Below are 23,906 nucleotides of genomic sequence, written 5' to 3'. Positions count from 1 at the left end.
TAATATAAAAAACATTACCTAAATTATACATAAGTTAAGGTGAAATTAATCTGACGTAGAATTTAGGTGTTTTTTATTGAGAGAGGAGGGGCTGGTTTCTACCGGCGTAAATAATGAGTCTAATACTTAATGTGTTTGCTAATGTGTCTAGAATATTGCCTAAAAATATAAGGAAAAGCTTAACTCGTAAATTAATCGATAAATTTTTACACACATATTCTGAGATCGAAGTTATAAATAAAGGAGTTATCGAAAAAAGAAGAGGAATTCCAACGATATACATAGGAAATCATCTTAGTAACGTGGATGGGGTAATCCTTAATAGATTATTAAAGGACAATAATGTAGCTTTCATGGCTGGAGTAAAATTAAGTAAGGATATCGTAACCAATTTAGTGCTTGAAACTATAAGAACCATACATATAACCCCTAGTTCCGCTGATAAAAAAGCAATAAAGGAAGCGATAAAGTATTTAGAAGACGGAGGGTCTATATTTATATTTCCTGAAGGTACTAGAAGCAGGTCTGGCTCTATGTTAAAGGCTAAAAAGGGCTTTATACTATTAGCTAAAATGTCTAAGGCTCAATTTGTTCCTATAGCGCTGGAAGGTACTGAAGAATTGTTACCCATAAACAGCGATAGCATGAGTAAGGAAAATTTTAATCATTCCAAGGTTAAGGTAACATTTGGTGAGCCCTTTAACCTTCCTGAAAAAACTGAGGATAATAAAGATGCCTGGACAGAAGTAGCTACGGAATATTCTATGAAAAAAATCGCAGAGCTTTTAGACCCTAAATATCGCGGTGTATATAGTTAAAGGATGATTGAATATGACAGTCTTTGAGTTTAAAGAAAAGCTAGTGTATGCATTATCAGTTTGCAATAACATTAAAGGAATCGGTCAAACAGGTAATATAAATTTAGAACTTGTTCCGGGCTATAGTGATATAGATTTGTTTGTTTTGTGTTCAATGGTTCCAAATGAAGAGGAACGTCGGCAATTATTTTTCTAGCGTATATGGGGACGTGCCTGATTTTGCACATAATTATTAACTAGTAACAATTCAAATGATACAATCCTGTTTGGAGGTGGTAAGTATGAGCAGGTCACCAAGGGTATTGAGCCAAACAGGATTATATCATATTATTTTTAGACGATTAAATAGACAGAATATATTTGAAGAAGACGCTGATTTTCACAAAATGCTTGAGATATTATTCGGAATAAAAAAAGAAAGATGTGTCGAAGTATATGCATATTGCTTAATGTATAACCATGTGCATCTGTTTATTAGAGAAAACTGTACGGGCGATATTGTGAAAGTTATGCATAAATTGCTGACGAAATATGTAGGCTGGTACAATTTCAAATACCAGAGAAGCGGAAGTCTTATTGGTAATAGATATAAAAGTGAACCTATAGAAGATGAGCGGTATTTTTTTGCATTGACTAGATATATTCATCAAAATCCGATAAGGGCCGGAATTGTCAAACAAATAAGCAAATATGCTTGGAGCAGTTATAATGATTATATGTCATTAAATTCAGGAGAAAAGATTACAGATACCTATTTAATACTGGAAATGTTATCTGCTGACGCAGAAGAAGCTAGACGAGAGTTTATCGAGCTACAAAAAGAAATTGAAAGTGAGAACTTCCATATAGCCGGCAGTAAAAAATTAACTGACGAACAATTACGTAGAAAGGTTATTAAGTGTTTAGACGGGTTAGATCCTAAAGAAATTGGAAACAAGCCTCGAAAAGGGCGAGATGAAATATTGCGATATTTGAGAGAAAAAGAAAAGTTTACAATAGGACAGTTGGAGCGGCTAACGGGTATTTCAAGGGGAATAATTACACGCTGTAACGTGCAAAAATAGGCACGTCCCTAAGTGCTTCCTCAATTGCTCAGCAAATATACCACTTTATGGAATGTGCTGCCATGACTTGAGGCTAAATATTCCTTAAACAATTATAATTGTTCATTCTGGCTCCTTTATTGGAGCCGTTTTCAATTTTTAAGGCGTAGTGAAACAAGGCCCACAAAGGAGATTTACCATCCTTATAATATTGCAGGCCATATTAGCTAACGTAATATGAATCCTAGCACCTATTATCTTAAGATATCTACATCTTCGTAGTCCATTATTTCTAACCATAGTTGCAAATCTTCTTTCTATTTTAAACCGTTTATTTAACGCTTCTTCACATTCTTTTGTTTTGGACCGTTTTAAATCATGAAGAACAGCGTCATATCTTAAATGTATTTCCAATCGCCTGCCACCATAAGATTTCGCTTTTTTACTTTTGTATACACATTATTTTAGCATGGGACATTTATTACAGACATTTTTATCAAACTTAAATATCTTTAGCGGGTTTATCCAGGGTTTTATTCCTTGATATTATATAATCTTCAGTCGTTAGCCCGTTAGGGCAGATAGCCGACTTTAAATCATCTGTTATGATAAAGTCTTTTATTCCGAAAAGTATTTTTTCCTTATCGGATTCTTCATAAAATTGAATATTAGATACAATCTCATGGTCTTTTAGATAGGCACGGTTATCTATTGTTCCATATACTTTATCTGCTGCCACTTGTTCAGGCTTTAGATGCAAAATCTTCTTCCACTTTTTCAATTAACTCGGTGAGCTTTTTCTCATCGCCTACATTGAATGGAGTTTGTACTGATGAAAGAATAATTTCACTATCTTCATCTATAATGATGTGGTCCTTGCCATAAACAAAGGGAAAATCAATAATTGAATCTATTTTGATCAGTAAATGATCTTTCGGAATTAATTTCTCAAAAATGATGCTATTGAATATATCAATCTGCCCACTATTTTTACTCATCATATGTATACAACCCCCAAGTACGTATATCTGCATATTTATTATATCATACTGCATATTTATTCCATAGTATTAGTTTTTCGGAGGTTTCCCTGGCACTTGACTTTTTATAAATCGTGTCTGCCAATTTATAATGATAATAGCTGTATATATCTTGCTATAACGCTGCTGCTTAATCATTCGATAATATTTTATCAATGATACTTATTGTACCGCTCAGATGTGCTTTTATAGCTTTTCTGATTCTATTGTCACTTCCGGATTCAATAGCCTTTATTATTTCAAGATGATGCTCATGACGAACAGCCGGTGGAAGAGGCATGGCATTGATGTTTTGAAAGTATTTCTGCCAAGCACCAGCTATTTCCTTATGGAAATCATTTAATAGCGGATTGCCTAAAAAAGAACTTATTAGACGCTCTAACGCAAGACCTGGAATAATCGAATAATCCAATTCCGACTCATCTTTAGTCAATAAAGTGTTTTCATGTTTTTCGTGCTCGTAAAGCATATGTACCTGCTCGGGTGTGATCGTTTTGGCAATCTCAACAGCGCAAAATGTTTCAAGCATTAGTCTTGATTGCGCTATCTGCTTTAATAGCTTAAAGCTCTCTTTATGATCCTTACTGCTGCTATATTGAGATAGTAAAACCCCATCTAAAGACGCAATAAATATTCCGCTGCCATGTTTTACTTTAATAACATGATTCATTTCAAGAGTGCGAAGTACTTCTCGTATAGTGCTTCGACTTACCTTTAACAGTTTTACAAGTTCTCTTTCGGGAGGGAGTTTATCACCAGGCTGAAGGTTATTTTCTTCAATATAGCCCAATATCTCCTCTATAACAGCTTCGTGTACAACGACTTTGCGTATTTCTTTCATTGAAATCTTTTAGCACTCCTTTAATAATATAGAAAATAATAGCCATAAAGCAATAATAATCTTATGCAGTATGGCTATTTTAAGAACATAATATTAACTTAATCATACAGTATTATAATACGATTTGCAACTGTAATGCTTTAAAAAACTACTTTTTTATGCTTTATAACATTTTTTATCATAAAAGCAGCTTACAGACCTGCACCGATTACAGAGGCTAAAATACTTGCTAGAATAATAATGATAGCTCCACCGATTCTTGATGAGATTTGAGCGAACGGCATAAGCGCCATTCTTTTTGCGGCGCCAAGGGTTGCAATATCCCCTGAACCGCCCATATTTACCATGCACAACCCGGCAGTGATTGAGGATTCAACAGGATAGAAACCGACAATCTTTCCTCCGAACCAGCTTCCTATAATTGCGCCTATTACGGTAATAGAAACAAGAATAAAGTATGTAACGCTAAGGGATTCAAAAACAACTTTCAAATCAGTATAAGCAAATCCTATTCCGAATAGTACGGCAGGTATGGCAATTTTCATCAAAAAGGCATACCATTGAATAATTTGTTTTTCCAGTGTCTTAGGGAAGGCTCCGCTTATTTTCACTACGGCAACAGAAATAATTGTTCATGCGTAGTAATGAATAGTTGGGAAGATTTTGCTCATAAGTATACCGATAATAAAGAACATACCGGTAATAAGAAAACCCATTCCGAGATAAGAATAATTTAAAGGTTCAGCTGTTGCTTCTTTTTTGATATCAATCTGAACGTTTTTCATGAGGACACCATTCCCGGTGGAATTGGGAAGAACATTCCCAACCCTATTCATCAGCCCCGCAAAAACAATAGCCAGCGCATTGCCCAAGGCGACAGCGGGCATGAGCAGAGACAGGTAATATTTAGCATCATTTGCTAAAACCGAACCGTACATTTCAGACATCGGAACTGCACCCGCAGAAGTTCCGCCGCCCATGATAGGAATTGCAACGAAGAGAATAGCTTGTCTCCAACCAAATCCCATGATTTGGCCGATAATTCCGGTTAACGCGAATGCAACGCCCAAGCCGATGATGATGGGAATAAAATACAGGGCACCCGCCTTGATGAGAACTTTTCTGTCCATCGATAGAATACTTCCGCATATCAGTGCGCCCACAACCCAGCCAATATAGTCCATCTTCTTTATAAAGTCATTTACCAACGCTGTTGTAGATTCGGGTATTAATCCGAAATACATCAATGCGGCCGCACCAAAGATGACAACAAAAGAGCCGCCTCCGAAATAGTCTTTTACAACCGGAAGATTGTCTCCGATTTTTTCAAGAAGAAGTCCTAGTACGGTACATACCACAAATCCGCCCAGCCAGCCCGCTGGAGTAGCATCAAACAAAATACCCGCTAAAGTTATGAATAAAAATGCGAAAAAGTATTTTGCAGGGATAAAACCGAAGCATAATTTATCCCAAAGACTTGTTTTAGTTGTGTCTGTCATAGTATTAAGCATTGTGTCTGTCATAGCATTTAACCCCCCTCATTTTATCATCACTATTATTTGCTGTTTCGATTGATTTCCTGTGCTTTACGCTTATATTCCGTAACCATACCGCCTGCTTCCCAGATGGCGATATCTTCAGTCGATAGTTTTTCACATTTAACCGACTTTCCGGTATCGGTGTTGATTATATTTCCGTTTTCAAGGTCAATTTCACAATGCTGGTAGTTTTCAAATATCGTATGTGCTTCTTCTGAAATAAGAACCATCAGCCCGGAAACAATTGCGTTTCTATAATATATTTTTGCTATAGATTTCGCAACAATAGCTTGCACGCCATTAGCCTTGAATGCGATAACTCCATGTTCTCTGCTGGAACCGCAGCCGAAGTTTTTACCTCCGATAATGATATCTCCTTTCTTTACTTTTTTCGGGAAATCCGGGTCTAAACCCGCCATAGCAACAGCTGCAATCTCTTCTGGTTTACTAAGTTCAAGATAGCGGCCCGGAGTAATCATATCGGTATCAATGTTATCTCCGAAAACCATTACTCTGCCTTTTAAAGTTTTAGTCATATCTTTATCCTCCTTTCTGAATTATAAATATTTTCGTGGATCAGTTAACACACCTTCAACACATGAAGCTGCAACTGTAGCAGGTGACGCAAGATACAATTCCGAATCTTTATGGCCCATACGGCCGGAAAAGTTGCGGTTGGAAGCAGTAATACATTTTTCACCTTCGGCTAAAACGCCCATATGGGCACCGAGGCATGGACCGCAGCCGGCGTTGCAGATCACGCAGCCTGCGTCAATAAAGGTTTGGATGTATCCTTTTTCTATCGCTTTTGAATAGATTTCGTATGTAGCAGGTACGATGAGCATTCTTACATCGGGATGTACTCTTTTTCCTTTAAGAATTTTTGCGGCGGCTTCAAGGTCTTCCAATCTTCCGCCTGTACATGTACCTATAAGGCCCTGATCAAACGCGAAAGGCTCAATATCGATGATATCGGATACGTTATCTACGTTATGCGGTAATGCAACCTGCGGAACAAGTTTTGAAACATCAAATACATAGTTTGCGCAATATTGGTAGTCGGAATCGGTTTCAAACACTGTATATGAGTGATTTACCCTGCCTTTAAGAAATTCAAAGACCTTTTCATCGGGTTGTATGTAGCTGGTTTTCGCACCCATTTCAACCGCCATATTGCATAATACCATTCGTTCTGCCAGACACATTTCCGTAACAGCTTCACCTGCATATTCAATGGCTTTGTATATTGCGAAATCCGATTTTAATTCTTTCAAAATTTTCAGTACAATATCTTTCGCGAAAACACCTTTTTGCAATTTACCTTTGAGCTCTATTCTGATTACCTCAGGAACTCTGAACCACATTTCACCAAAGCCCATTGCTGCTGCGGTATCATATCCGCCGGTGCCGGTACCGAAAGCACCTAAAGCGCCGCATACTGTCGCATGTGAGTCATTTGCAACAGAAACTGCGCCGGGGAAGATGTAACCTTTCTCCATTACATGCTGATAAACAACCCCGCTGTTAATGTCGAAAATATGAGCGCCGTGTTTTTTACAAAACTCACGCATATCCTTTTCGTTTTGTGCGGAGCGAATAGTCGGAGCAGGTGCGTTAATACCAAAAATAAATCCGGCTCTTTCAGGGTGCTGTATTTTCTCCAAGCCGATTTCCTCAAATGAGTCAATAATATTCCTGTAAAGGTCAATACCTAACGCAAGATCAACCTTACACCAAACACGGTCACCAGCCTTCACTTCGTTGACGCCTGCCGCATTTGCCATGATTTTTTCCAAAGAATGCATAAAAACCCTCCCTTATATAATTGGTCTGACCTCTGACCTCAATCCAAATTATATAATATGCGCAGAAGTTTGTCAATATATCAGGCAAGAAATAGTCGCTTTGCAAGCTAAGCAAGCTAAGTGCCAGGGAAACCTCCGAAAAACTAATACTATCGAATAAATATGCAGCATGATATAATAAATATACAGATATACGTACTTGGGGTTGTATACATACGATGGGTAAAAATAGTGGGCAGATTGATATATTCAATAACATCATTTTTGAGAAATTAATTCCGAAAGATCATTTGCTGATCAAAATAGATTCAATTATTGATTTTTCCTTTGTTTACGACTTGGTAAAAGATCGTTACAGTGATATTGGAAGAGAATCAAAAGATCCTGTAATGATGCTTAAAATTTGTCTGTTAGAATATCTGTATACACTCTCTGATCCTGAAGTTGTTGCGAGAGTAAGAACAGATGTAGCTTTTAGATGGTTTTTAGGTTTAAATATTGAGGATGATGTGCCGGATGATACTACCATCAGTCACTTTAGAATTAACCGGTTAGGGGACGAGTATTTCGATAATTTCTTTAATGACTATAGTTTTGCAGAAAAACCTTGAGCAGAGATGTTACCATAAAAACCCAATGCACACTACGCAGCGAAGTCCACAATAGCATCTTTATCCGAGACAATTTCATGCTGTTCCGCCTCTGGTGCGGAATTGCCGAATACAAGTTTTCCCAAGGTATACTTTCTCAAACAATACCGTAACTTGGAAAGACTAAGTTCTGATATCCAGGGGGTATCCCCTGAGTCAGAAGTAATATTTATCCAATTGCACTTGCTATATTTTATCAGTGTAATTTTACCTATATTATAGGCGATACCAACAATGTGTAAAAAGCGCAATACCGGCAACAAACTATGATGTTGATATTCTTCGAAACCAAGGTGCTGTTTGATATCACGTATTGCTATCTCTATTGAGAAACGAGAGCCATATATCTCAATAATTTGAGCAGCTGTAAGATTTGCATCGGTACTGACTAATGCCATCAATTTACCTTTAGTAGTACGTAAAACCACAGTACGAACCTTTTGGGACAGCTTTAACATCCAAACATCAGCTACTGCAATTTCTACGGTTTGTATTTTACCATAAAGCTGTACAGTGATCGTTTGGTGTTCTACAAGTTCCCAAAGGGTATTAACTTTTATTTGTTTTCCATATTTGCGCTTACGTCCTCTTGCTTTTTGCATTTGAGGCTCGGGATCTAAGCGTGCTACAGCATCAGATCTAAGCTTAGTCACAACATGGACGCCTTTATCAAGTAACGGTTGAATAAAGGGATTTTTTGAAAAGTAAGCATCAGCAACAATGCGTAATTTTTGATTACTTTGCAATATCCACTCATTCAGTTGAAATACCTGAGCATGGGCTACATCCCAAATTTTTAATGGCTCAGGGATATCGTCTTTATTACATTTCTATTGGCAGTTAGCACTTTTACATGTAATAAGCCTAAAGGAAATCAGGAAGCAGATAAATTGGTTTTTAAAAGAGCCAATAATACCAAGTACGCCCCAATGATGCCCAACTATATAATCACCGGCATCAGCATTCCCGCTATGGTTATCCCATTTTTGGATACCGGGTACTTTTTTAGAGTCTTTTGCATTTAGCGTGGTATCAAAACACGCTTGGATTGCACCATGAAACACGAGTTCCTGTGGGAATAAATTCAGAAGCAACTGAAACATTTTCTTTATAACCTCTGTGTAATCCCACTTATATTCCGTAAGGAATCTACACCAGTTAGAAACATCTTTACGGAAGAAAAAGCAATGGCGGTATAAGTTTCTGGTAGTTTTCTTACCCGGAACTACGAGTAAGCACCATATATAATAAACAAAATAATTGTACGTTGTTATGCATTTAAAGCATTCTTTTGGAAATAATAGTAACTGGATTATTTCCATAGGAATGTAGATGTTCATTGCAGAATCGCTCCTTTTTGGGTGATTGGGTCGATGCCCTGCAATATCTATGTTCCTATTTTATTTTGTTTTTATACTGGTAATTGATGTATTAGGTTTTGAAAGTGCAAAACTATAGATCATTAGTGTTGCATAAAAAAGTTTAACAAAAATCAATAGCAATAATTTACTGGTATAACCTAAATTTATAAGAAAATTATGGATATAGTTAGACAAAAGCAAGTGACCACCTAAACCTAACCAATATAAAATTTTAAAAAACTTAATATAACGAAACTTTACCAAACATATACCGGATATAGAAAGCTACGTACTCTTTTTCCCATTTCAACCGTTTTCTCTTAGGGCCAGGGGGTTTTACAGGGGATAATGTCTCTTTTAGATAAGCAATCGAGTTCCAAAGTCCACCTGCAATAAGCCTCACTAAATCTAAGAAGTTATTGTTAGTTCCAACCAGTATGTGCATTAATTTTAAAAGGCAAAACAGAGTTAGTGCTGTATAAATCTGATTTAAAACTGCATTGAAGCTGGTACCATAAAAATGCTTTATTTTAAGGTGCTGCTTTATCCACTTGAAGAACAGCTCTATCTGCCATCTTAAGCGGTAGATTTCAGCTATTTCCTCAGCACAAAGGTCAAAGCGGTTGGTAGCAATGTAAAATGATTCACCCGTAGAGGAATCAGTGACTTCTACAATCCTTAAGGGGTGCTGCATCTTGGTATAGAAACCTCCGAGGATTACTTCCCTGTCACATAAAACGGAACTGCCCTTAAGCATAGTGTTTTCGCTAATAATCTCTATAACGGCATTCCTTTTTAGCCTTGTGATGAAGAAGATACCCTCTTTGCAATACCTGTCGTATTCTTTGTAGTCATTGTAGCCCCGGTCAAATATATAAGTAATGCCCGGTTTGGTGACAAAAGAAGCCATCTTATCTTTATCATGTATGATGCCTTCAGTCACAACAATATTCTCTGGGTAACCTACAAGAATATCATACAGAACATGAACCTTAATTGCAGCCTTGGTACTCTGGTAATTTGCCCAAGGGAAAAGTGAAATGCATAGCCGTATTAATGTAGCGTCAAGAGCTTTGAGAATATCCCAAGAGCCAGGAATGTTACGAATTCCATGATGTTTCTTTAGCTCTGCAAGGGCTACCTCGAACATTCTCTTGAATATTTCTGGCTCCCGATCACTATTCTTTCGGCATAGTTGGGAATAACTTATGGTTCCGGTGTGCTGCTGAAGGTTTTTATCAGCTTCTATACCTTTCACAATATCTCTAAGGCTTTCTTTACCGGTTAATTGAGCATAAAGCAGCGTATTAAATTATCGAAGAGCAGTAAACTTCTTGGTTCCGTGGTCGGTATTTGTTTCGTCAATGGCTTTTTCCAATAAATTCTTTGGTAAAAAGCCTTTTAAAGTTTCAAAAACTGTAGTACAATTATCCATGTTCGTTGGCTCCTTTGCTAATAAATGTGGTTGCTTGTCAGCTACTACAGATATTAACAGAGGGGCCTTCCTTCATTCTACAGGTAAATATTACATTTGATTTTTTTTGAAAAGTTTTATGCAACACTAATGACATATGATATAATTAAAATATCTATGAAAGACAAGTATAGAGAAAGATTGTAAGCAACATCTTAAACATGTGACATAAAGTTATACCAAGACATACGGTTATTCTAACAAGGGGGTATAATAGATGGATATTTTATTATTTATTTATTTTTTAGCGTTAGAAAAACATTTAAACTTTTCAGTAGCCGCAGATGAACTTTATCTTTCCCAGTCATCTTTATCTAAAAAAATCAGAGGTCTAGAAAAAGAGTTAGGTGTTGAATTGTTTCAGAGGAATACGAGAACTATTGAATTAACAGCTGCTGGAAAAGCATTTTTACCGTATGCTAAAAATATAGTAGATGAATATTTAAGACTCCAAGAAGCTATGGACTATCTGGCACAAAAGGGAAGAAAAAAATTAACCATATCAACCATTTCTTTTATGAGTCAATATGACATTACCCGAATGCTTGCTTCTTTTAAAGATCAAAATGAGGGTATTAACCTGGAAATTTTAGAACAGAATTCAAATATGTGTTTTCAGTTGTTGGAAGCAGGACAAGCAGATGCAAGTATTATTCTGTCAGAGCCGGTTCTTTTAGGTCAATATGATAAATATCCGTTAATTAAAGATAGATTGGTGTTGTTAGTATATGACAATCATGCCTTAGCAAATAGAGCGTCTGTGTACTTAAGGGAAATCAAGAATGAAATATTACAGTTGATACCATATAATCATGAACCGTTCTTATATGAATTTGTTCTAGGGGAATGCAGAAATGCAGGATTTGAACCTTGTATAAGTCCTTATGGCGTTTGGCTCTCTTCTATAGAGATGATGATGCAGAATGATGGGTGTGTTTCTTTGCTGCCAAGCAAAATTGCGGAATATCTTCATAATTCTAGATTAAGGCTGATTCGAATCGAAGACACAAAAGATATATTTTTATCCATTGTGACTTCAAAAGAACACTCATCACCATCATTTACAAATTTTATTCAGTTTGCCATGAATTATGTAAGTAAGCATGCGTAATAAGAAAGTGAATTAGACTATAAAAAGCAGAAGAACTCAGATATGTTCTTCTGCTTTTTTATGAATTCCATTTTAGAAAGTAATGTTAAACAAAAGTGAATTGTATTGGGAAAAACTAGATATTATAATGATATTAGATTCAATATTGAATGTCGTGGATGATAAATATGCCGTCCTAGCAATATAGTTAATTTTTGTAGAATATTAAACCGATTTACCGTAGGATTGAAAACATTGCTTCCTTTTTTCATTAAAGTATACATAGAAAGTATTAACTCTTGGGAGAATTTTAGAAACCCTAGTAGGTATAGAGTGCCTGTGAACCTTAAAAACAATATATTTAAACTCTAATATCACTCTCAGGTTAATTTCTTCAGGATTCCGGTACTGACAATCTCAAATTTTAATGTTTTTTCTTATGAATGCTTCCTTATTTCTTTTACTCATTTGTTCATATGCTATGCTATGCGAAATGGATTAGCAACAGGTTTTACAGTCTCAAAAATATTCGAAAGCAGCACAATGCTTATAAATCCACGAAGTGAAATGTTGAATCTTATTATTATCATCCAATAATCTGTAAAAAAGACATGCAAAGAACGGCAAAAAAATTAAGAAAGGAAGACTTATTATGAGTAAACAATTGATTGATTTGTTGGATCCTCGTGGGCATCAAGACCGTCCGATTTTGGAGCTTGCGCTCAGAGTAACTTTAGAAGATTTGCAAAAGGGTAAGATCTTGTTTTATAACAACACAAAGCTTCATTTCTGTAACTACAATGAGGTATTTGTAAGAATTAAAGAGCGTTTTACAGAATTAGGAATCACAAATTTTGTAGATTATGTTGAAACTGTAAGAGGTAAAAATACAGATCAGTTAAGTGCGTATGCAGCCATGTTGGCAGAAGAAAAACCAACGGCAGCAGTTGTAGCATTCGGTGATATGGGAACATCTGCTGCTACTACTGTTGTAACCATTGCGTTAGAAAAATTGGGTATTCCTACCGTCTATATGACGGCACCTCCAGGATCAGCGATCACAGAAGGTGTTGGGTTTTATCGTGCGGGAAACTTATGCCTTTGCTCAGTAGATATTTATCAAGCAAGTACGGTTAAAGAAGTGCGCGAACAGGTCGATCTTAAATGGGATTATATCATGAACGCATTAACAGCTACAGGAGATGTATTAAAAGAGACCGCAAAAATTGATTTAAAGATGGATAAAGTTGCTCCAGCAGCAGATGGCTTGCTTCCTATAACTAAAAAGATTGAAGTTGATGAAGAAAGACTTCTTGAACCAGGTGCTTATATGGAAGAAATTAATGAATATTTTAATGCTGAACACATAAGTGATGGACTACCGATTATTCCGCCTACGAAAAGGCGATATGACAATATGATGACCTATTGTCCGTTTGATGAAGATATGATTTTGTGTGAGCAAGTGGGACCGGCAGGTAAGAATATTACTGTAAAAGATGTTGCGATTGCAGCTATTATGGCTGGTTGTACACCGAAAGCGATGCCGGTATTGGTTGCCGCATTCAAGGCTTTAAATAGTCCGAAATATAATTTGTTACAGTCTGTAACAACATCCCATCCAGGAGGAAACTTGGTACTTGTCAGCGGACCTATTGCTCAAGAAATAGGTATCTCCGGAAAACAAGGCTGCCAAGGCCCTGGATATCCAATGAATGCAACAATAGGCCGTGCGGTTAATTTGGTTATTATGAATGTTTGTCGTTCAGTTCCCGGTATATGCGACCTCGATTGTTTGGCATCTCAGGCCGAATTTACTTTCTGCTTTGCAGAAGAGCCTGAATTAGCACAATGGAGCATGATTAACGAAGAACGCTATGATTCAGAAACAACTACCGTATATGTCCTAAAAGCAGAACCATTGCATGATATTATTGATTTCTTAAGCTTAGATGGACATGATTTGTTAGATACAATTACACATTGCTGTACGACATTAGGATCCAATAACGCTTATATGCCGGGTCCGCTGGTAGTTTGTTTAACACCGGATCATGGGATGATGCTCAAAAAATCCGGGTATACAAAAGAAATGATTCAAGAACATATTCATACCTACGCATACCATGAAGCACCAATGGTACGCAACCGTGGTTTGGTTCCGGTACGTCCGGCAAGCTTCAAAAATAGGCATCCGATGCCTGTAACACGTTCACCTAAGGATGTAGAAGTTGTTGTAATCGGCGGCCGTGGAGGACATTCTGGTGTGATTCTCCCATGGGCACTCCATAGCGAAGGTTGTGTAGAACCAATTGCTTTACCAGATGGTAAGATAGCAAAATCTATTGAAGAGTTTAAAAGTAAAAGATGATAAACTCATAGTGGAGCGGAGGGGGAGCACCCTTTGCTTTCACTAATATAAATATGTATATAATGTTTTAGACCAAGTAAAAGAGAAGTACTATTAAAATCAATAATTTGTTAGTTATAAGAAGGAGCGATATTAATGTTAGGATATTATGGATCATATGATGTTGTTGTATGCGGAGGAGGAACATCCGGTGTTGCGGCAGCAATTTCATCTGCTCGTACAGGGGCAAAAACCTTGCTGATTGAGCGTGTTGGACAATTGGGAGGTCAAATGAATTTTTCAGGACCTCCGGGATTCTCTTTTGCTCATTTGTTCAATGCTCGTCATGAGCAAATTATTGGAGGATTTGCAGAAGAAACTCATAAACGTCTTTTAGAGCAAGGTGATGCACTTCCACACATTCTTCCGAAATGGCGTTCGCATTATACCTTCTCTTATGTAGATCCGGATTGGTGGGGATTATTAGTATACCAGATGATGCAAGAAAATGGCGTTGAACTGATGTTACATTCACTGGTAACTGAAGTGATTAAAGATGGCAATGATGTAAAAGGTGTTGTTGTTGAACACCCATCCGGACGATCTATTGTGATGGGTAAGGTGACTATTGATTGTACAGGTGAAGGAGAGGTATGTTACCAGGCAGGAGCTGCATATGAAATTGAATCAAAAGATATTTTAGAACCAAGTACGGTCGCTTTTACAGCAGATGGTGTTGATTGGGATAAAGTTTTGAATTATATTAAATCAAATATTGATGAGTTCTTATTCGAGCAGGTGCATATTCCTTATAATAATATGACGATTGAAGAGATCAAAGCAGAGGTTTTAAAAGTTACCGATATTACTGAAATGGGCGAAATCATGGGTTTTCTTTCATTAAGGAAGATCGGTGTTGAAACCGGTGAATGGCATAACCAAAGTGGTGTAGGATTCTTCTTAATGCCAAAAGGCGGAAAAATTCTCGCGCATTTTCAACATTCTTCACATGTTGGTGATGCTGATTGTACAGATGTTAGAGATATTACTCGTGTTGAAGTTGAATGCAGAAATCAAGATATTATTGCTTGGAAATTCTTTAAGAAATATGTACCGGGTTTTGAAAACGCGTATATTGTTAGAGTATGTCCGGAAGTCCGCATTAGAGAGACAAGGCGCATCATGGGTGATTACAAGATTGTTTTTGAAGATGTTGCAGAAGCAAGAAAGTTTGATGATGTTATTGGAAAGAGTGCTTTCCCGACAGGTGCAAAACATGCGGTTGGAGATAAAGCCCTCGCATTAGGCGGCAAGGCTGAGCCCAAAGATGGCGGTTCACATGACATTCCTTACCGTGCACTTGTTCCACTGGGACTTGAAAATCTATTGGTAGCCGGTAAAGCAATCTCTGCCGACCGTCCAAGCCATCACAGATTTTTGCAGCAAACCATTGTTACCGGCCAGGCTGCAGGTGTGGCTGCAGCCTTATGTGCCAGAGATGGAATTACGCCGAGAGAATTGGAGAATGACGTAAAAGAGTTGCAGAAAATCCTTATGGATCAAGGCGCTATTCTATACGGAGTACACTAGTCTTTAGCTATACTTTTCAATAGAATCGGAGCTAACAACTCTATTTATAAGATGGTTTCTGTGATAAGAGCGCAGAAGCTATCTTTTTTATGTACCTCCTATTAGTACAGTTCAATAGTCAATGCTTGCCTATTTTGTATGTTGTGAAGTTGCTTGCCATTGATTTATTATATAGAAATGTGATAAACTATACAAAAATGTAAAAATATACTAAAAAATACATACAAAAGAGGGGAAAGAAGATGACTATTTTACAATTAAAGTGTTTTTTGGGTGTTATAAAAAACAAAAATTTTGCAAAGACTGCTAGTGCGCTTGGGATGACACAGTCTGTATTTTCTAAACAAATCAAAGGTCTAGAAGAAGAATTTCATGTAAAATTTTTTGAACGGTCCACGCGAGATATAGAACCTACCAATGCCGGCATATCTTTTTATCCTCATGCGAAGTATATCATGAAACAATACAATGAGATGTTCTCACAGATGCAAGAATATTTACCACGTCAACGGATGAAATTGAACATTGCGTCAATGTTCTTTATTCAGCAGTATCATATTTTGGAGGGGGTTCATGAATTTAGAAAAACATATCCCAATATTGAAATTGCTTTAAGTGAACAAAGAGCTCTAGAAGTGCAGGAAGCATTGGATAAAGGACAGACAGATATTGCTATTATCTATGCGGAATTACTGCAAAGACAATACCCGAAAGTCATCCCGATAAAAGAGGATAAAATGGTAGCGGTGATGAATAAAGACCATTCATTAGCATGGAAAGACCGTGTTAGTCTAAAAGAACTCAAGAATGAATCCTTTATTATGATGAAGGGAGATTCGCAGCTACATTATTATTTAATGCTTACATGTATTGATGCTGGTTTTGTAGCTAATGAGATAAATGTGAACTTGCGGCTTGAAACAATGAAAAGCTATTTGCGGGAAAATCAGGCAGTTACGCTTTTAATGAGAAGCATGGCAGAAGATTTAGTAGATAACACATTGGTACTTGTGCCCATAAGAGAAAATAAAAAGTTGACATTATCTGTAGTAGTGCCAACTGAAACACCATCAACAGCGTGCGAAAAATTTCTTGCATATATTGAAGACTTTAAACAAAAGTAATCTATTCATTTTCAGAAAGAATAGAACTATAAATTGGAATTGCTAAATTTAATCATATGATTTAATATTAAATTAGCATATTGAACAAATAGACACCAGTTTTCCATGTAAGGTTGCACATATTATACAACAAATTGAAAATACCTATCTAAATAGAACTATTAGGTAAAAATCCCAAATTCAAATGTTAAAGAATCTCATACACAAGACAAACCCCGGTTTTCTGATGAAATTTAAATAGCCGAGTGAATACCCATCAATGGAAAGTTTCGTATTTCTCCAATGAATAGGCGGCCTCTTTAATTCAAAAAAATGCTAATAAAGAATAATTTTTAAGGGGGATGTTTAGAATGAAAAAGAAATTATTAAGTGTATTATTATGTGCCGCGATGATTTCAACGCTAATTATAGGATGTAATAGTACACAAGAAGGGAAGCAAGCAGCATCGAAGGAAGCAAATGTAACACTGAAATTTGGTGGTACCATGTCTACAGAAGATATTTGCACCGAAGCTATGTACAAGTTTCAGGATTTGGTTGCAGAAAAATCAGGAGGATCCATTACTGTTGAGATTTACCCCACATCCCAATTGGGTGATGCGACAACGCAGCTGGAAGCGGTAGCGATTGGTTCGCAAGATATGTTTGTAGAGGCTTCCAGTTATATGCACAGTAGTGTTTCAGAATATGATTTGCTACCATATTTCTGGGTCTTTAATGGTTCAGAACATTATAAGAAATTTACAGAAAGTGATTTAGCAGCAAAGTTGAACCAGAAATATTTAGATGCAACAGGTGTTAGAGTTTTAGGAATCAATTGGATCAGAACGCCTAGAATTCTTTCTACAAATAAAAAAGTTACTGCTATTGGCGATTTTAAAGGGATGAAATGCCGTGTTCCGTCGGTAGGTACTTCAATGTCCAATTCATATACCGCTCTTGGCGCAGCTCCGACGGCTATCGCATGGGGTGAAGTATACTTGGCGTTAGAGCAAGGTGTTGTTGATGCATGTGATGCTCCTGTCGACAGTATGTATAGCATGAAATTCTATGAACCGACAAATAGAGTTGTATTGACAAATCATATATATGATTCTTTGGCAGTATGGATCAATGAAGCAAAATTCAAATCTTTGTCGGATAATCAAAAAAAAATCATTACCGGTGCTACATCGGAAATTGGTAACTGGTATTCAGAAAACGCGGCTGCAAAAAGTAAAAAAAGTATTGAATTGATGAAAGAGGCTGGCGCGGAAGTTGCTGAACTTGATAAGGCTACCATTGCAGAAATGAAAAATGCTGTTGAAGGTGTTATACGTAATCTTGAGAAAGATGGTAAAGTTGAATCAGGTTTGTATGATGAGATTCAGGCTATGGATAAATAGGAATAACGACTTTAAGTGCGAGAAGGGGAGCATCATATGACAAAGATGATTAACCTATTAAAGAGAACTACATATTATGGAGAACGCTTGTTTACAGTGTGTGGAGCATTATCATTAATAGTTATTATTATTTCTATCACTATTGGTGTAGTGGAAAGATATGTTTTTAATTCACCGTTGACGTGGCCGGAGGAAATGTCAGTATTAATGCTGGTTGTATTGGCCTTCTTTAGTATTGGAGCGGCTACGGTAAAGAGAAAACATGTTGTTGCAGATTTTCTTATTCAAAATGCTAATGAAAAATACAAAAGAATAATTTCTGTCATTGCCAATATGATGTCTGTGTTTTTTGTGGTAATACTATTTTACAGTGCGTTAAAAATAATTCCCACACTTACATTTAAGACATCTTCATTAAAAATCCCCAGACAGGCATACTATTGGCCGATATTTGCGATAGTCCCAATCATGATTCTTACATATGTGCAGGAGATTCTAGAACTTATTGCAGAAGCAAAATATAAGAAGAAAGGAAAAACTGCATCTGTGCAGGGATAAAATAGATGATTAATATTATTATAATTATTGTTTTATTCTTGGTATTGCTGTTATTGGGTATTCCAATTGCATATGCCATGGGTATCCCGTTACTTTTGTATCTAGGGTTAAATATTGGTGCGGTTCCTGTTACAATGGTTTCCCACACAATGGTATCCCCTCTGGTTTCGTTTACATTGTTGGCGCTGCCGTGTTTCTTGTTATCAGGAAGGCTGATGAATACAGCCGGTGTAACAGACCGTTTATTTGATTTCTCACTGGCAGTAGTTGGTCGTTTTCGAGGTGGTCTTGCTTACGCAAACTGTTTGACAAGTATGCTTTTTGCATCTATGTCCGGAACAGCAGTTGGTGATGCGGGTGGATTAGGCGCAATGGAAATGAAAATGATGAAAGATGCGGGCTATAAGACAGACTTTGCAGCGGGGATCACAGCCGCATCTAGTATTCTGGGACCGATTATTCCTCCTAGTGCAGCGATGGTATTACTGGGATCGTTATCGGGTATTTCTATTGGGAAGTTGTTTATTGCGGGTATTGTTCCCGGTATTTTCCTGGCAGTAGCTATGATGGCATATATTTGGTTCCGCGGCCATTTTACAGAAGAAGGCAAAGAATGGCCTGTTTATAAAATGCCTATAAAAGATGCACTGAAAACAGTTCCTAGAGTAATACCGGCAATGATATCTCCGGTAATTATCATTGCCGGTATTATGAGTGGCGCGGTGACACCTACCGAGGCAGCTGTAATGTCGATAAACTATTCGCTAATTTTAGGATTATTCTATAAAAAGATTAATTTTAAATCAATTTGGGAGACATTAGAATCAGCAGTTGAAACAACAGGGGCATTTCTGTTCATTATGTCAGTAGCATCTTTTTTTAGCTGGGTACTAACGCGAGAAGGTCTACCGCAGTTGATCCAAAGCGGGCTTGGCGGACTTTTAGCTCATGGTCAGATAGTTGTAATGCTTGTTGTGACAGGAGTTTTGTTGATTATAGGATGCTTCCTGGATACTTCGGCAGCATGCATTTTGATTACTCCGATTTTAATGCCTATTATCACATCGCTGGGAATAGATCCCGTATATTTTGGAGTTGTCATGATCATAGCGTTGATGATGGGGATTATTACCCCTCCATTTGGTATCTGTTTGTTCGTTGTTTCAGATGTTGCCAAGATATCGGTAAAATCGGTTACGAAAGAAGCGGTGAGGTATATTCCGGCAATGGTGTTTACAACAATCATGCTCATTTTATTCCCGCAGATCATTACATGGTTGCCAAACATTATGAAATAGTTATTTAAGAATAGTGTGAAAATACATAAGGGGTTGTTTTAAGATATAATTCAATTCTATTTTTAGACAGTCCCTCGGCCTGTTACAACGTATGAATATTGCTGCAGATTGGTTTCGATGCTCCGATAAAATATTTTCAAAAGTATTTTAATATTAAGATAACTAAAACTTCGCACATATAAAAGTGACTATGCACCTTGAAAATTCAATATTATTTGGCAATTAAAAAGCATGAAACCTTCGTTTTTGGTATAATTGAATTGCTTAGAAACAATCAGATCAAAAAACGGAGGCTCATGCTATGAAAAGTATAACACAAGACAGCGAGAATGATAAGAATATTTCTGTTTCCATCAGATATTTTTTCAAACAGTTTGGCATTTTATCCTTTTAAAACTGAGTAAAGAGTGTAATTCCTTATCTTATGATGCAATGACTGCCCATGTAGCCATTGTTTTCTCAAGATATATGATGCTGTCAGTAGAAAATCGCCAGGCGAAAGACCAAAGAACTCTGGGAGAACTCTTCTTTTACCTTTCGGATGAGCTAGCTGACATTACATGGATACAGGCAATCCATCTCCTAATGCAGGTATTCATAGATACAATACATGAAAAATACAACCTCTGTGAGCAGGGACTAGAGCAGATGATGAATACTTTTATAAATGCGTTACCTTTAGACTTTGTTGGAAGGCTTAAAAAGTACGCCATAATCTAAGTATCCGATAATAAATTGTTGCCAAATATTGAATTTTCAAGGTGCATAGGGTAAATATATATGCGAAGTTTTAGTAAAATGAACTTCCGAAGAGACGAGAAACTCAAATTGCAAAAAAACTTGAACAGGCTTAACTTATGTGCTATAATGTAGCTACTATATTTCTAGAGGTGATTATTGCTGAAGAAAGATAAGGTATTTATCTCGGGATATGCGAAGCTGCCAGGAGGTATAACAGCTTCTGAGTTATACTCAGTTATTGCTGTTACTATGGTAGTATGCCGAGAAAGCGGAAAGATTACCGAAGTTGATTGTACACTTGCAACTGATACAGCGCGGAACTTTGTAAACCAGTTGTTGGTGGGCAAGAACATTATGGATTTAGAAGAATTGTCTGAAGATATATCGGATAACTATTATGGCGCTGCTAAAAAGGCATTACTGTCGGCTTTAAAGCAGTGTCATGAGAAAATTAAGCTTATATCCAATAATATGCTTGATGAGATTTCCTGACTGCCAGATAACTATTTGATAAAGCATTCCACTTTATACTATGTAGTTATTAAACGGCATATAACCGGACATTAACGTGCCCTGTTATATGCCGTTTATTTTTTTATCCTATAGACTAGATTCTTCACCTTAAACCGCTTCTACTCCGGGGGATAACATCAGCCTTTATGGCAAAATCAAATTATTTATTGAATGGGGGATAAAAATGAGTATTGATTTTTTTAGCCTGATAACCAGTCCTTATATTCTTATTTTTGCAGCTGTTGCTAGTGGTCTGCTTTTTGGAAAGATAAAGTTTGGAAAGGAATTCAGCTTCGGGACATCAGGTGCATTGTTTACAGGTCTGGTGATCGGGTGGTTTATTTATAATAAATATGCCAAGCCATATGCAGATGCATATGCTGCAAACCCTGCAGATAAGCAAATTCCAAAAGAAGCTCTCGCTATACTTAAGGCCGGAGTAATCCCAAAGGAGCTTTTTACAATATTTTTGATCATTTTTGTAGTTGCCGTAGGTCTTCTTGCTGCCAAGGACATGGGGCCTGTTCTCAAGAAATACGGAATAAAGTTTTCTATACTGGGCATACTTATTACCTTCACAGGTGCACTGGTATGCTATATAATGGCAGTACTTATGCCGGGGCAAAACCCCTTTGAAGTAACTGGAGCTTATACAGGTGCATTGACCAGCTCTCCGGGTCTCGGGGCGGCGCTGGAGGTAACAGCCAAATACGGGCGGGAAGCTCAAGCCGCAGTTGGTGTAGGCTATGCCGTAGCGTATCCCTTTGGTGTACTCGCTGTTATAATAGGCGTTCAGCTGTTTCCAAAAATATTTGGAATTCCTGTTAAAGAAGAGATCGAAATGTACAGAAAGAGTATAAGGGAGTTCTCGGTAAAAGAAGACTTGATGGAAAAGCCTCAGCACAAATTTGACTTGCTTGCATTCTTCGTAACTTGCATGGTAGGGTATATCATTGGTTCTATTAAAATATATATGGGACCCCTGGGGTTCTTTTCCCTTGGATCAACAGGAGGTGTACTTATTGCAGCGCTATCCCTGGGATATATAGGTAAGATAGGGATTTTAAACTTCAGGATGGATTCTAAAATGCTGGAGGTGTTAAGGGATGTTTCCCTCGTCTTCTTTTTGGCTATAGTTGGGTTGAAATACGGATTCAGCGCTTTCGATACCCTTTTGAGCGGGGGTTATTATCTTGTACTTGTATCTCTATTCTCAAGTCTGGCAGCAATGTTTATAGGATTTATCGTGGGCAGATATGTTTTTAAAATCAACTGGGTGCTGTTAGTTGGAGCTTTGTGTGGGGGTATGACCAGTACTCCCGGTCTTGGAGTAGCTATAGATTCCATTAACAGTGATGAACCTGCTGCAGGGTACGGAGCAGCATATCCGGCAGCATTGTTTAGTATGGTGTTGTTTTCTATTCTCCTTCACAGTGTACCCATGTGAATATATTAGAAGTTTTAAAATGAATTAATACCACATATAAATATGGAATTATTGACGCAAACTGTTTTAGAAGCTGTTTAGTGTCTGCTTGTGCCTGGCAAGGCAAATTTTCGCAGCAATAATTTGTTTATTGCAAGAAAATTTAACAAAGCATGGCACAAAATATGCCAAAATGACGGGCGCAATGAGATGCTAGACAGGTTCTTAGTACAGATAGTTATGTTAAATAGATTTAAAAGCATGATGAGGCACATCATGAGGTGGGTGAGTATTATGAATACACTACATTTTAAATATGCTATTGAGGTAGAACGGACTAAATCCATCTCACAGGCAGCTGAAAACTTATTTATGGGACAGCCCAATTTGAGCAAAGCCATTAAAGAGTTAGAGAAAACACTTGGATTTGCGATTTTTGAGCGCACGCCAAAAGGAGTTGTTAAAACTCAGAAGGGTTCTGAATTTCTTGTATATGCCCGTAATGTGATGTTGCAAATTGAAAAAATGGAGGCTCTTTCGGACCGTGCCAATGAAAATGTGCAAAGCTTTAATATATCCATACCTAGAGCAAGCTATATTACCGGTGCGGTCACACAATTTGTCAGCGAACTCGATCAAACGCTGGATATTAATGTTAATGTGCAGGAGACCAATGCCATGCGTACCATTGGTAATATTACCAATGGTGCTTTTAATCTTGGTATTATTCGCTATCAGAAAGAATACGAAAATTACTTTTTCAATTATCTCTCAGAAAAACAGCTTACTTATGAACCCATATGGGAATTTGAATATTTGGCGGTCATGTCTGAGAACCATCCGCTAGCAAATGTAGACAATATAGAACATGATGGATTTAAAAAATATACAGAAATTGTGCACAAGGATACGTCTGGTCCCTATATGCCAAAGGGGAATGTTCAAAATCACAATCATGATAAGGATATATCAAAGAAAATATATGTATGTGAGCGCTGCAGTCAGTTTGATTTATTATCCGCCATCCCTACAACATATATGTGGGTTTGTCCGATACCTGAAAAATGGCTCGTCAAATATAATCTTATTCAACGCAAATGCAAAGCACCTGGGCATGTGCATAAGGATTTGCTTATATTCTCAAAAAGTTACAAGCTGACAGAAGTGGACTTTCGTTTTGTCAACATATTATTTGAATCAAAAAACGAAGTCTCCTTTAAAGAGTATAAATAAAATATTGAATAAACTCATAGTATTAGCC

General features: G+C 37.1%; 24 protein-coding genes and 2 pseudogenes. 15 read left to right on the top strand and 11 right to left on the bottom strand.

Going from position 1 to position 23,906, the window contains the following annotated elements; translation table 11 throughout:
* Positions 1–143: 143 nt before the first annotated feature.
* The 3 genes from QKW49_RS08020 to QKW49_RS08010 all read left to right on the top strand — a co-directional run bounded on the left by QKW49_RS08020 (position 144) and on the right by QKW49_RS08010 (position 1,882).
* Positions 144–818: a lysophospholipid acyltransferase family protein gene (locus tag QKW49_RS08020; protein ID WP_282867030.1), complete on the top strand. Its 675-nt coding sequence runs from the start codon at positions 144–146 to the stop codon at positions 816–818.
* A 13-nt stretch (positions 819–831) separates the two neighbouring features.
* Positions 832–1,014, top strand: coding sequence for a hypothetical protein (locus QKW49_RS08015; protein WP_282867029.1), 183 nt, complete (start codon positions 832–834; stop codon positions 1,012–1,014).
* A gap of 85 nt (positions 1,015–1,099) precedes the next feature.
* Positions 1,100–1,882, top strand: a complete 783-nt coding sequence (locus tag QKW49_RS08010; protein WP_282864918.1) for a transposase — start codon at positions 1,100–1,102, stop codon at positions 1,880–1,882.
* Between the two features lie 138 nt (positions 1,883–2,020).
* On the opposite strand, the pseudogene QKW49_RS08005 reads toward QKW49_RS08010, so the two are convergent.
* The 7 genes and pseudogenes from QKW49_RS08005 to QKW49_RS07975 form a co-directional block, all read right to left on the bottom strand.
* Positions 2,021–2,308: pseudogene (locus QKW49_RS08005) on the bottom strand (transposase); the annotation flags it as partial.
* 55 nt (positions 2,309–2,363) lie between these two features.
* A complete protein-coding gene (locus tag QKW49_RS08000) occupies positions 2,364–2,621 on the bottom strand; it encodes a hypothetical protein (protein WP_282867026.1) in 258 nt (85 codons plus the stop codon).
* Positions 2,605–2,862 (bottom strand): hypothetical protein, encoded by a 258-nt coding sequence (locus QKW49_RS07995; protein WP_282867025.1) that lies wholly within the window; start codon positions 2,860–2,862, stop codon positions 2,605–2,607. The genes QKW49_RS08000 and QKW49_RS07995 overlap by 17 nt, the downstream gene beginning before the upstream one ends.
* A 169-nt stretch (positions 2,863–3,031) precedes the next feature.
* Positions 3,032–3,742: a GntR family transcriptional regulator gene (locus QKW49_RS07990; RefSeq protein ID WP_282867024.1), complete on the bottom strand. Its 711-nt coding sequence runs from the start codon at positions 3,740–3,742 to the stop codon at positions 3,032–3,034.
* A 191-nt stretch (positions 3,743–3,933) separates the two neighbouring features.
* Positions 3,934–5,241 (bottom strand): annotated as a pseudogene (locus QKW49_RS07985) (2-hydroxycarboxylate transporter family protein).
* A gap of 56 nt (positions 5,242–5,297) precedes the next feature.
* Positions 5,298–5,816 carry a 3-isopropylmalate dehydratase gene (locus QKW49_RS07980; protein ID WP_282867023.1) on the bottom strand — a complete coding sequence of 173 codons (519 nt, stop codon included), beginning with the start codon at positions 5,814–5,816 and terminating at the stop codon, positions 5,298–5,300.
* Positions 5,817–5,837: 21 nt separating this feature from the next.
* Entirely contained in the window at positions 5,838–7,085 is a 1,248-nt protein-coding gene (locus QKW49_RS07975) for a 3-isopropylmalate dehydratase large subunit (RefSeq protein ID WP_282867022.1), read from the bottom strand.
* A gap of 218 nt (positions 7,086–7,303) precedes the next feature.
* Between QKW49_RS07975 and QKW49_RS07970 the strand changes: the two genes are divergently transcribed.
* Entirely contained in the window at positions 7,304–7,696 is a 393-nt protein-coding gene (locus QKW49_RS07970) for a transposase (RefSeq protein WP_282867020.1), read from the top strand.
* A 32-nt stretch (positions 7,697–7,728) separates the two neighbouring features.
* On the opposite strand, the gene QKW49_RS26010 is transcribed toward QKW49_RS07970, so the two are convergent.
* From QKW49_RS26010 to QKW49_RS07955, 4 genes are all read right to left on the bottom strand, one after another.
* The gene (locus tag QKW49_RS26010) at positions 7,729–8,529 is read right to left on the bottom strand and encodes a transposase (RefSeq protein ID WP_349239127.1); all 801 of its coding nucleotides are present in this window, start codon (positions 8,527–8,529) and stop codon (positions 7,729–7,731) included.
* Between the two features lie 36 nt (positions 8,530–8,565).
* The gene (locus tag QKW49_RS26005) at positions 8,566–8,838 is read right to left on the bottom strand and encodes a hypothetical protein (protein WP_349239091.1); all 273 of its coding nucleotides are present in this window, start codon (positions 8,836–8,838) and stop codon (positions 8,566–8,568) included.
* Positions 8,839–9,337: 499 nt separating this feature from the next.
* Positions 9,338–10,399, bottom strand: coding sequence for an IS4 family transposase (locus QKW49_RS07960; protein WP_282868091.1), 1,062 nt, complete (start codon positions 10,397–10,399; stop codon positions 9,338–9,340).
* A gap of 9 nt (positions 10,400–10,408) precedes the next feature.
* Positions 10,409–10,531 carry a hypothetical protein gene (locus QKW49_RS07955; protein WP_282867019.1) on the bottom strand — a complete coding sequence of 41 codons (123 nt, stop codon included), beginning with the start codon at positions 10,529–10,531 and terminating at the stop codon, positions 10,409–10,411.
* 256 nt (positions 10,532–10,787) lie between these two features.
* On the opposite strand from QKW49_RS07955, the gene QKW49_RS07950 reads away from it, so the two are divergent.
* The 11 genes from QKW49_RS07950 (at position 10,788) to QKW49_RS07900 (ending at position 23,878) form a co-directional block, all read left to right on the top strand.
* Positions 10,788–11,681 (top strand): LysR family transcriptional regulator, encoded by an 894-nt coding sequence (locus QKW49_RS07950; RefSeq protein WP_282867018.1) that lies wholly within the window; start codon positions 10,788–10,790, stop codon positions 11,679–11,681.
* Between the two features lie 631 nt (positions 11,682–12,312).
* Entirely contained in the window at positions 12,313–14,031 is a 1,719-nt protein-coding gene (locus tag QKW49_RS07945) for a hypothetical protein (RefSeq protein ID WP_282867017.1), read from the top strand.
* A gap of 135 nt (positions 14,032–14,166) precedes the next feature.
* Positions 14,167–15,600 carry an FAD-dependent oxidoreductase gene (locus QKW49_RS07940; RefSeq protein ID WP_282867016.1) on the top strand — a complete coding sequence of 478 codons (1,434 nt, stop codon included), beginning with the start codon at positions 14,167–14,169 and terminating at the stop codon, positions 15,598–15,600.
* A 242-nt stretch (positions 15,601–15,842) separates the two neighbouring features.
* Positions 15,843–16,724: a LysR family transcriptional regulator gene (locus QKW49_RS07935; protein WP_282867015.1), complete on the top strand. Its 882-nt coding sequence runs from the start codon at positions 15,843–15,845 to the stop codon at positions 16,722–16,724.
* Positions 16,725–17,074: 350 nt separating this feature from the next.
* A complete protein-coding gene (locus QKW49_RS07930; RefSeq protein ID WP_282867014.1) occupies positions 17,075–18,109 on the top strand; it encodes a TRAP transporter substrate-binding protein in 1,035 nt (344 codons plus the stop codon).
* Between the two features lie 36 nt (positions 18,110–18,145).
* Positions 18,146–18,667 carry a TRAP transporter small permease gene (locus QKW49_RS07925; protein WP_282867012.1) on the top strand — a complete coding sequence of 174 codons (522 nt, stop codon included), beginning with the start codon at positions 18,146–18,148 and terminating at the stop codon, positions 18,665–18,667.
* A gap of 5 nt (positions 18,668–18,672) precedes the next feature.
* Positions 18,673–19,965 carry a TRAP transporter large permease gene (locus QKW49_RS07920; RefSeq protein WP_282867011.1) on the top strand — a complete coding sequence of 431 codons (1,293 nt, stop codon included), beginning with the start codon at positions 18,673–18,675 and terminating at the stop codon, positions 19,963–19,965.
* 432 nt (positions 19,966–20,397) lie between these two features.
* Positions 20,398–20,685 (top strand): hypothetical protein, encoded by a 288-nt coding sequence (locus tag QKW49_RS07915; RefSeq protein WP_282867009.1) that lies wholly within the window; start codon positions 20,398–20,400, stop codon positions 20,683–20,685.
* A gap of 177 nt (positions 20,686–20,862) precedes the next feature.
* Entirely contained in the window at positions 20,863–21,198 is a 336-nt protein-coding gene (locus QKW49_RS07910) for a DUF3870 domain-containing protein (protein ID WP_282867008.1), read from the top strand.
* A gap of 205 nt (positions 21,199–21,403) precedes the next feature.
* A complete protein-coding gene (locus QKW49_RS07905; protein WP_282867007.1) occupies positions 21,404–22,666 on the top strand; it encodes a hypothetical protein in 1,263 nt (420 codons plus the stop codon).
* 273 nt (positions 22,667–22,939) lie between these two features.
* The gene (locus QKW49_RS07900) at positions 22,940–23,878 is read left to right on the top strand and encodes a LysR family transcriptional regulator (RefSeq protein ID WP_282867005.1); all 939 of its coding nucleotides are present in this window, start codon (positions 22,940–22,942) and stop codon (positions 23,876–23,878) included.
* The last annotated feature ends 28 nt before the right edge of the window (positions 23,879–23,906 follow it).

This window comes from Petroclostridium sp. X23 (assembly GCF_030013905.1).
GTDB lineage: Bacteria > Bacillota > Clostridia > SK-Y3 > SK-Y3 > X23.
This window is presented reverse-complemented; position numbering and strand designations above follow the sequence as displayed.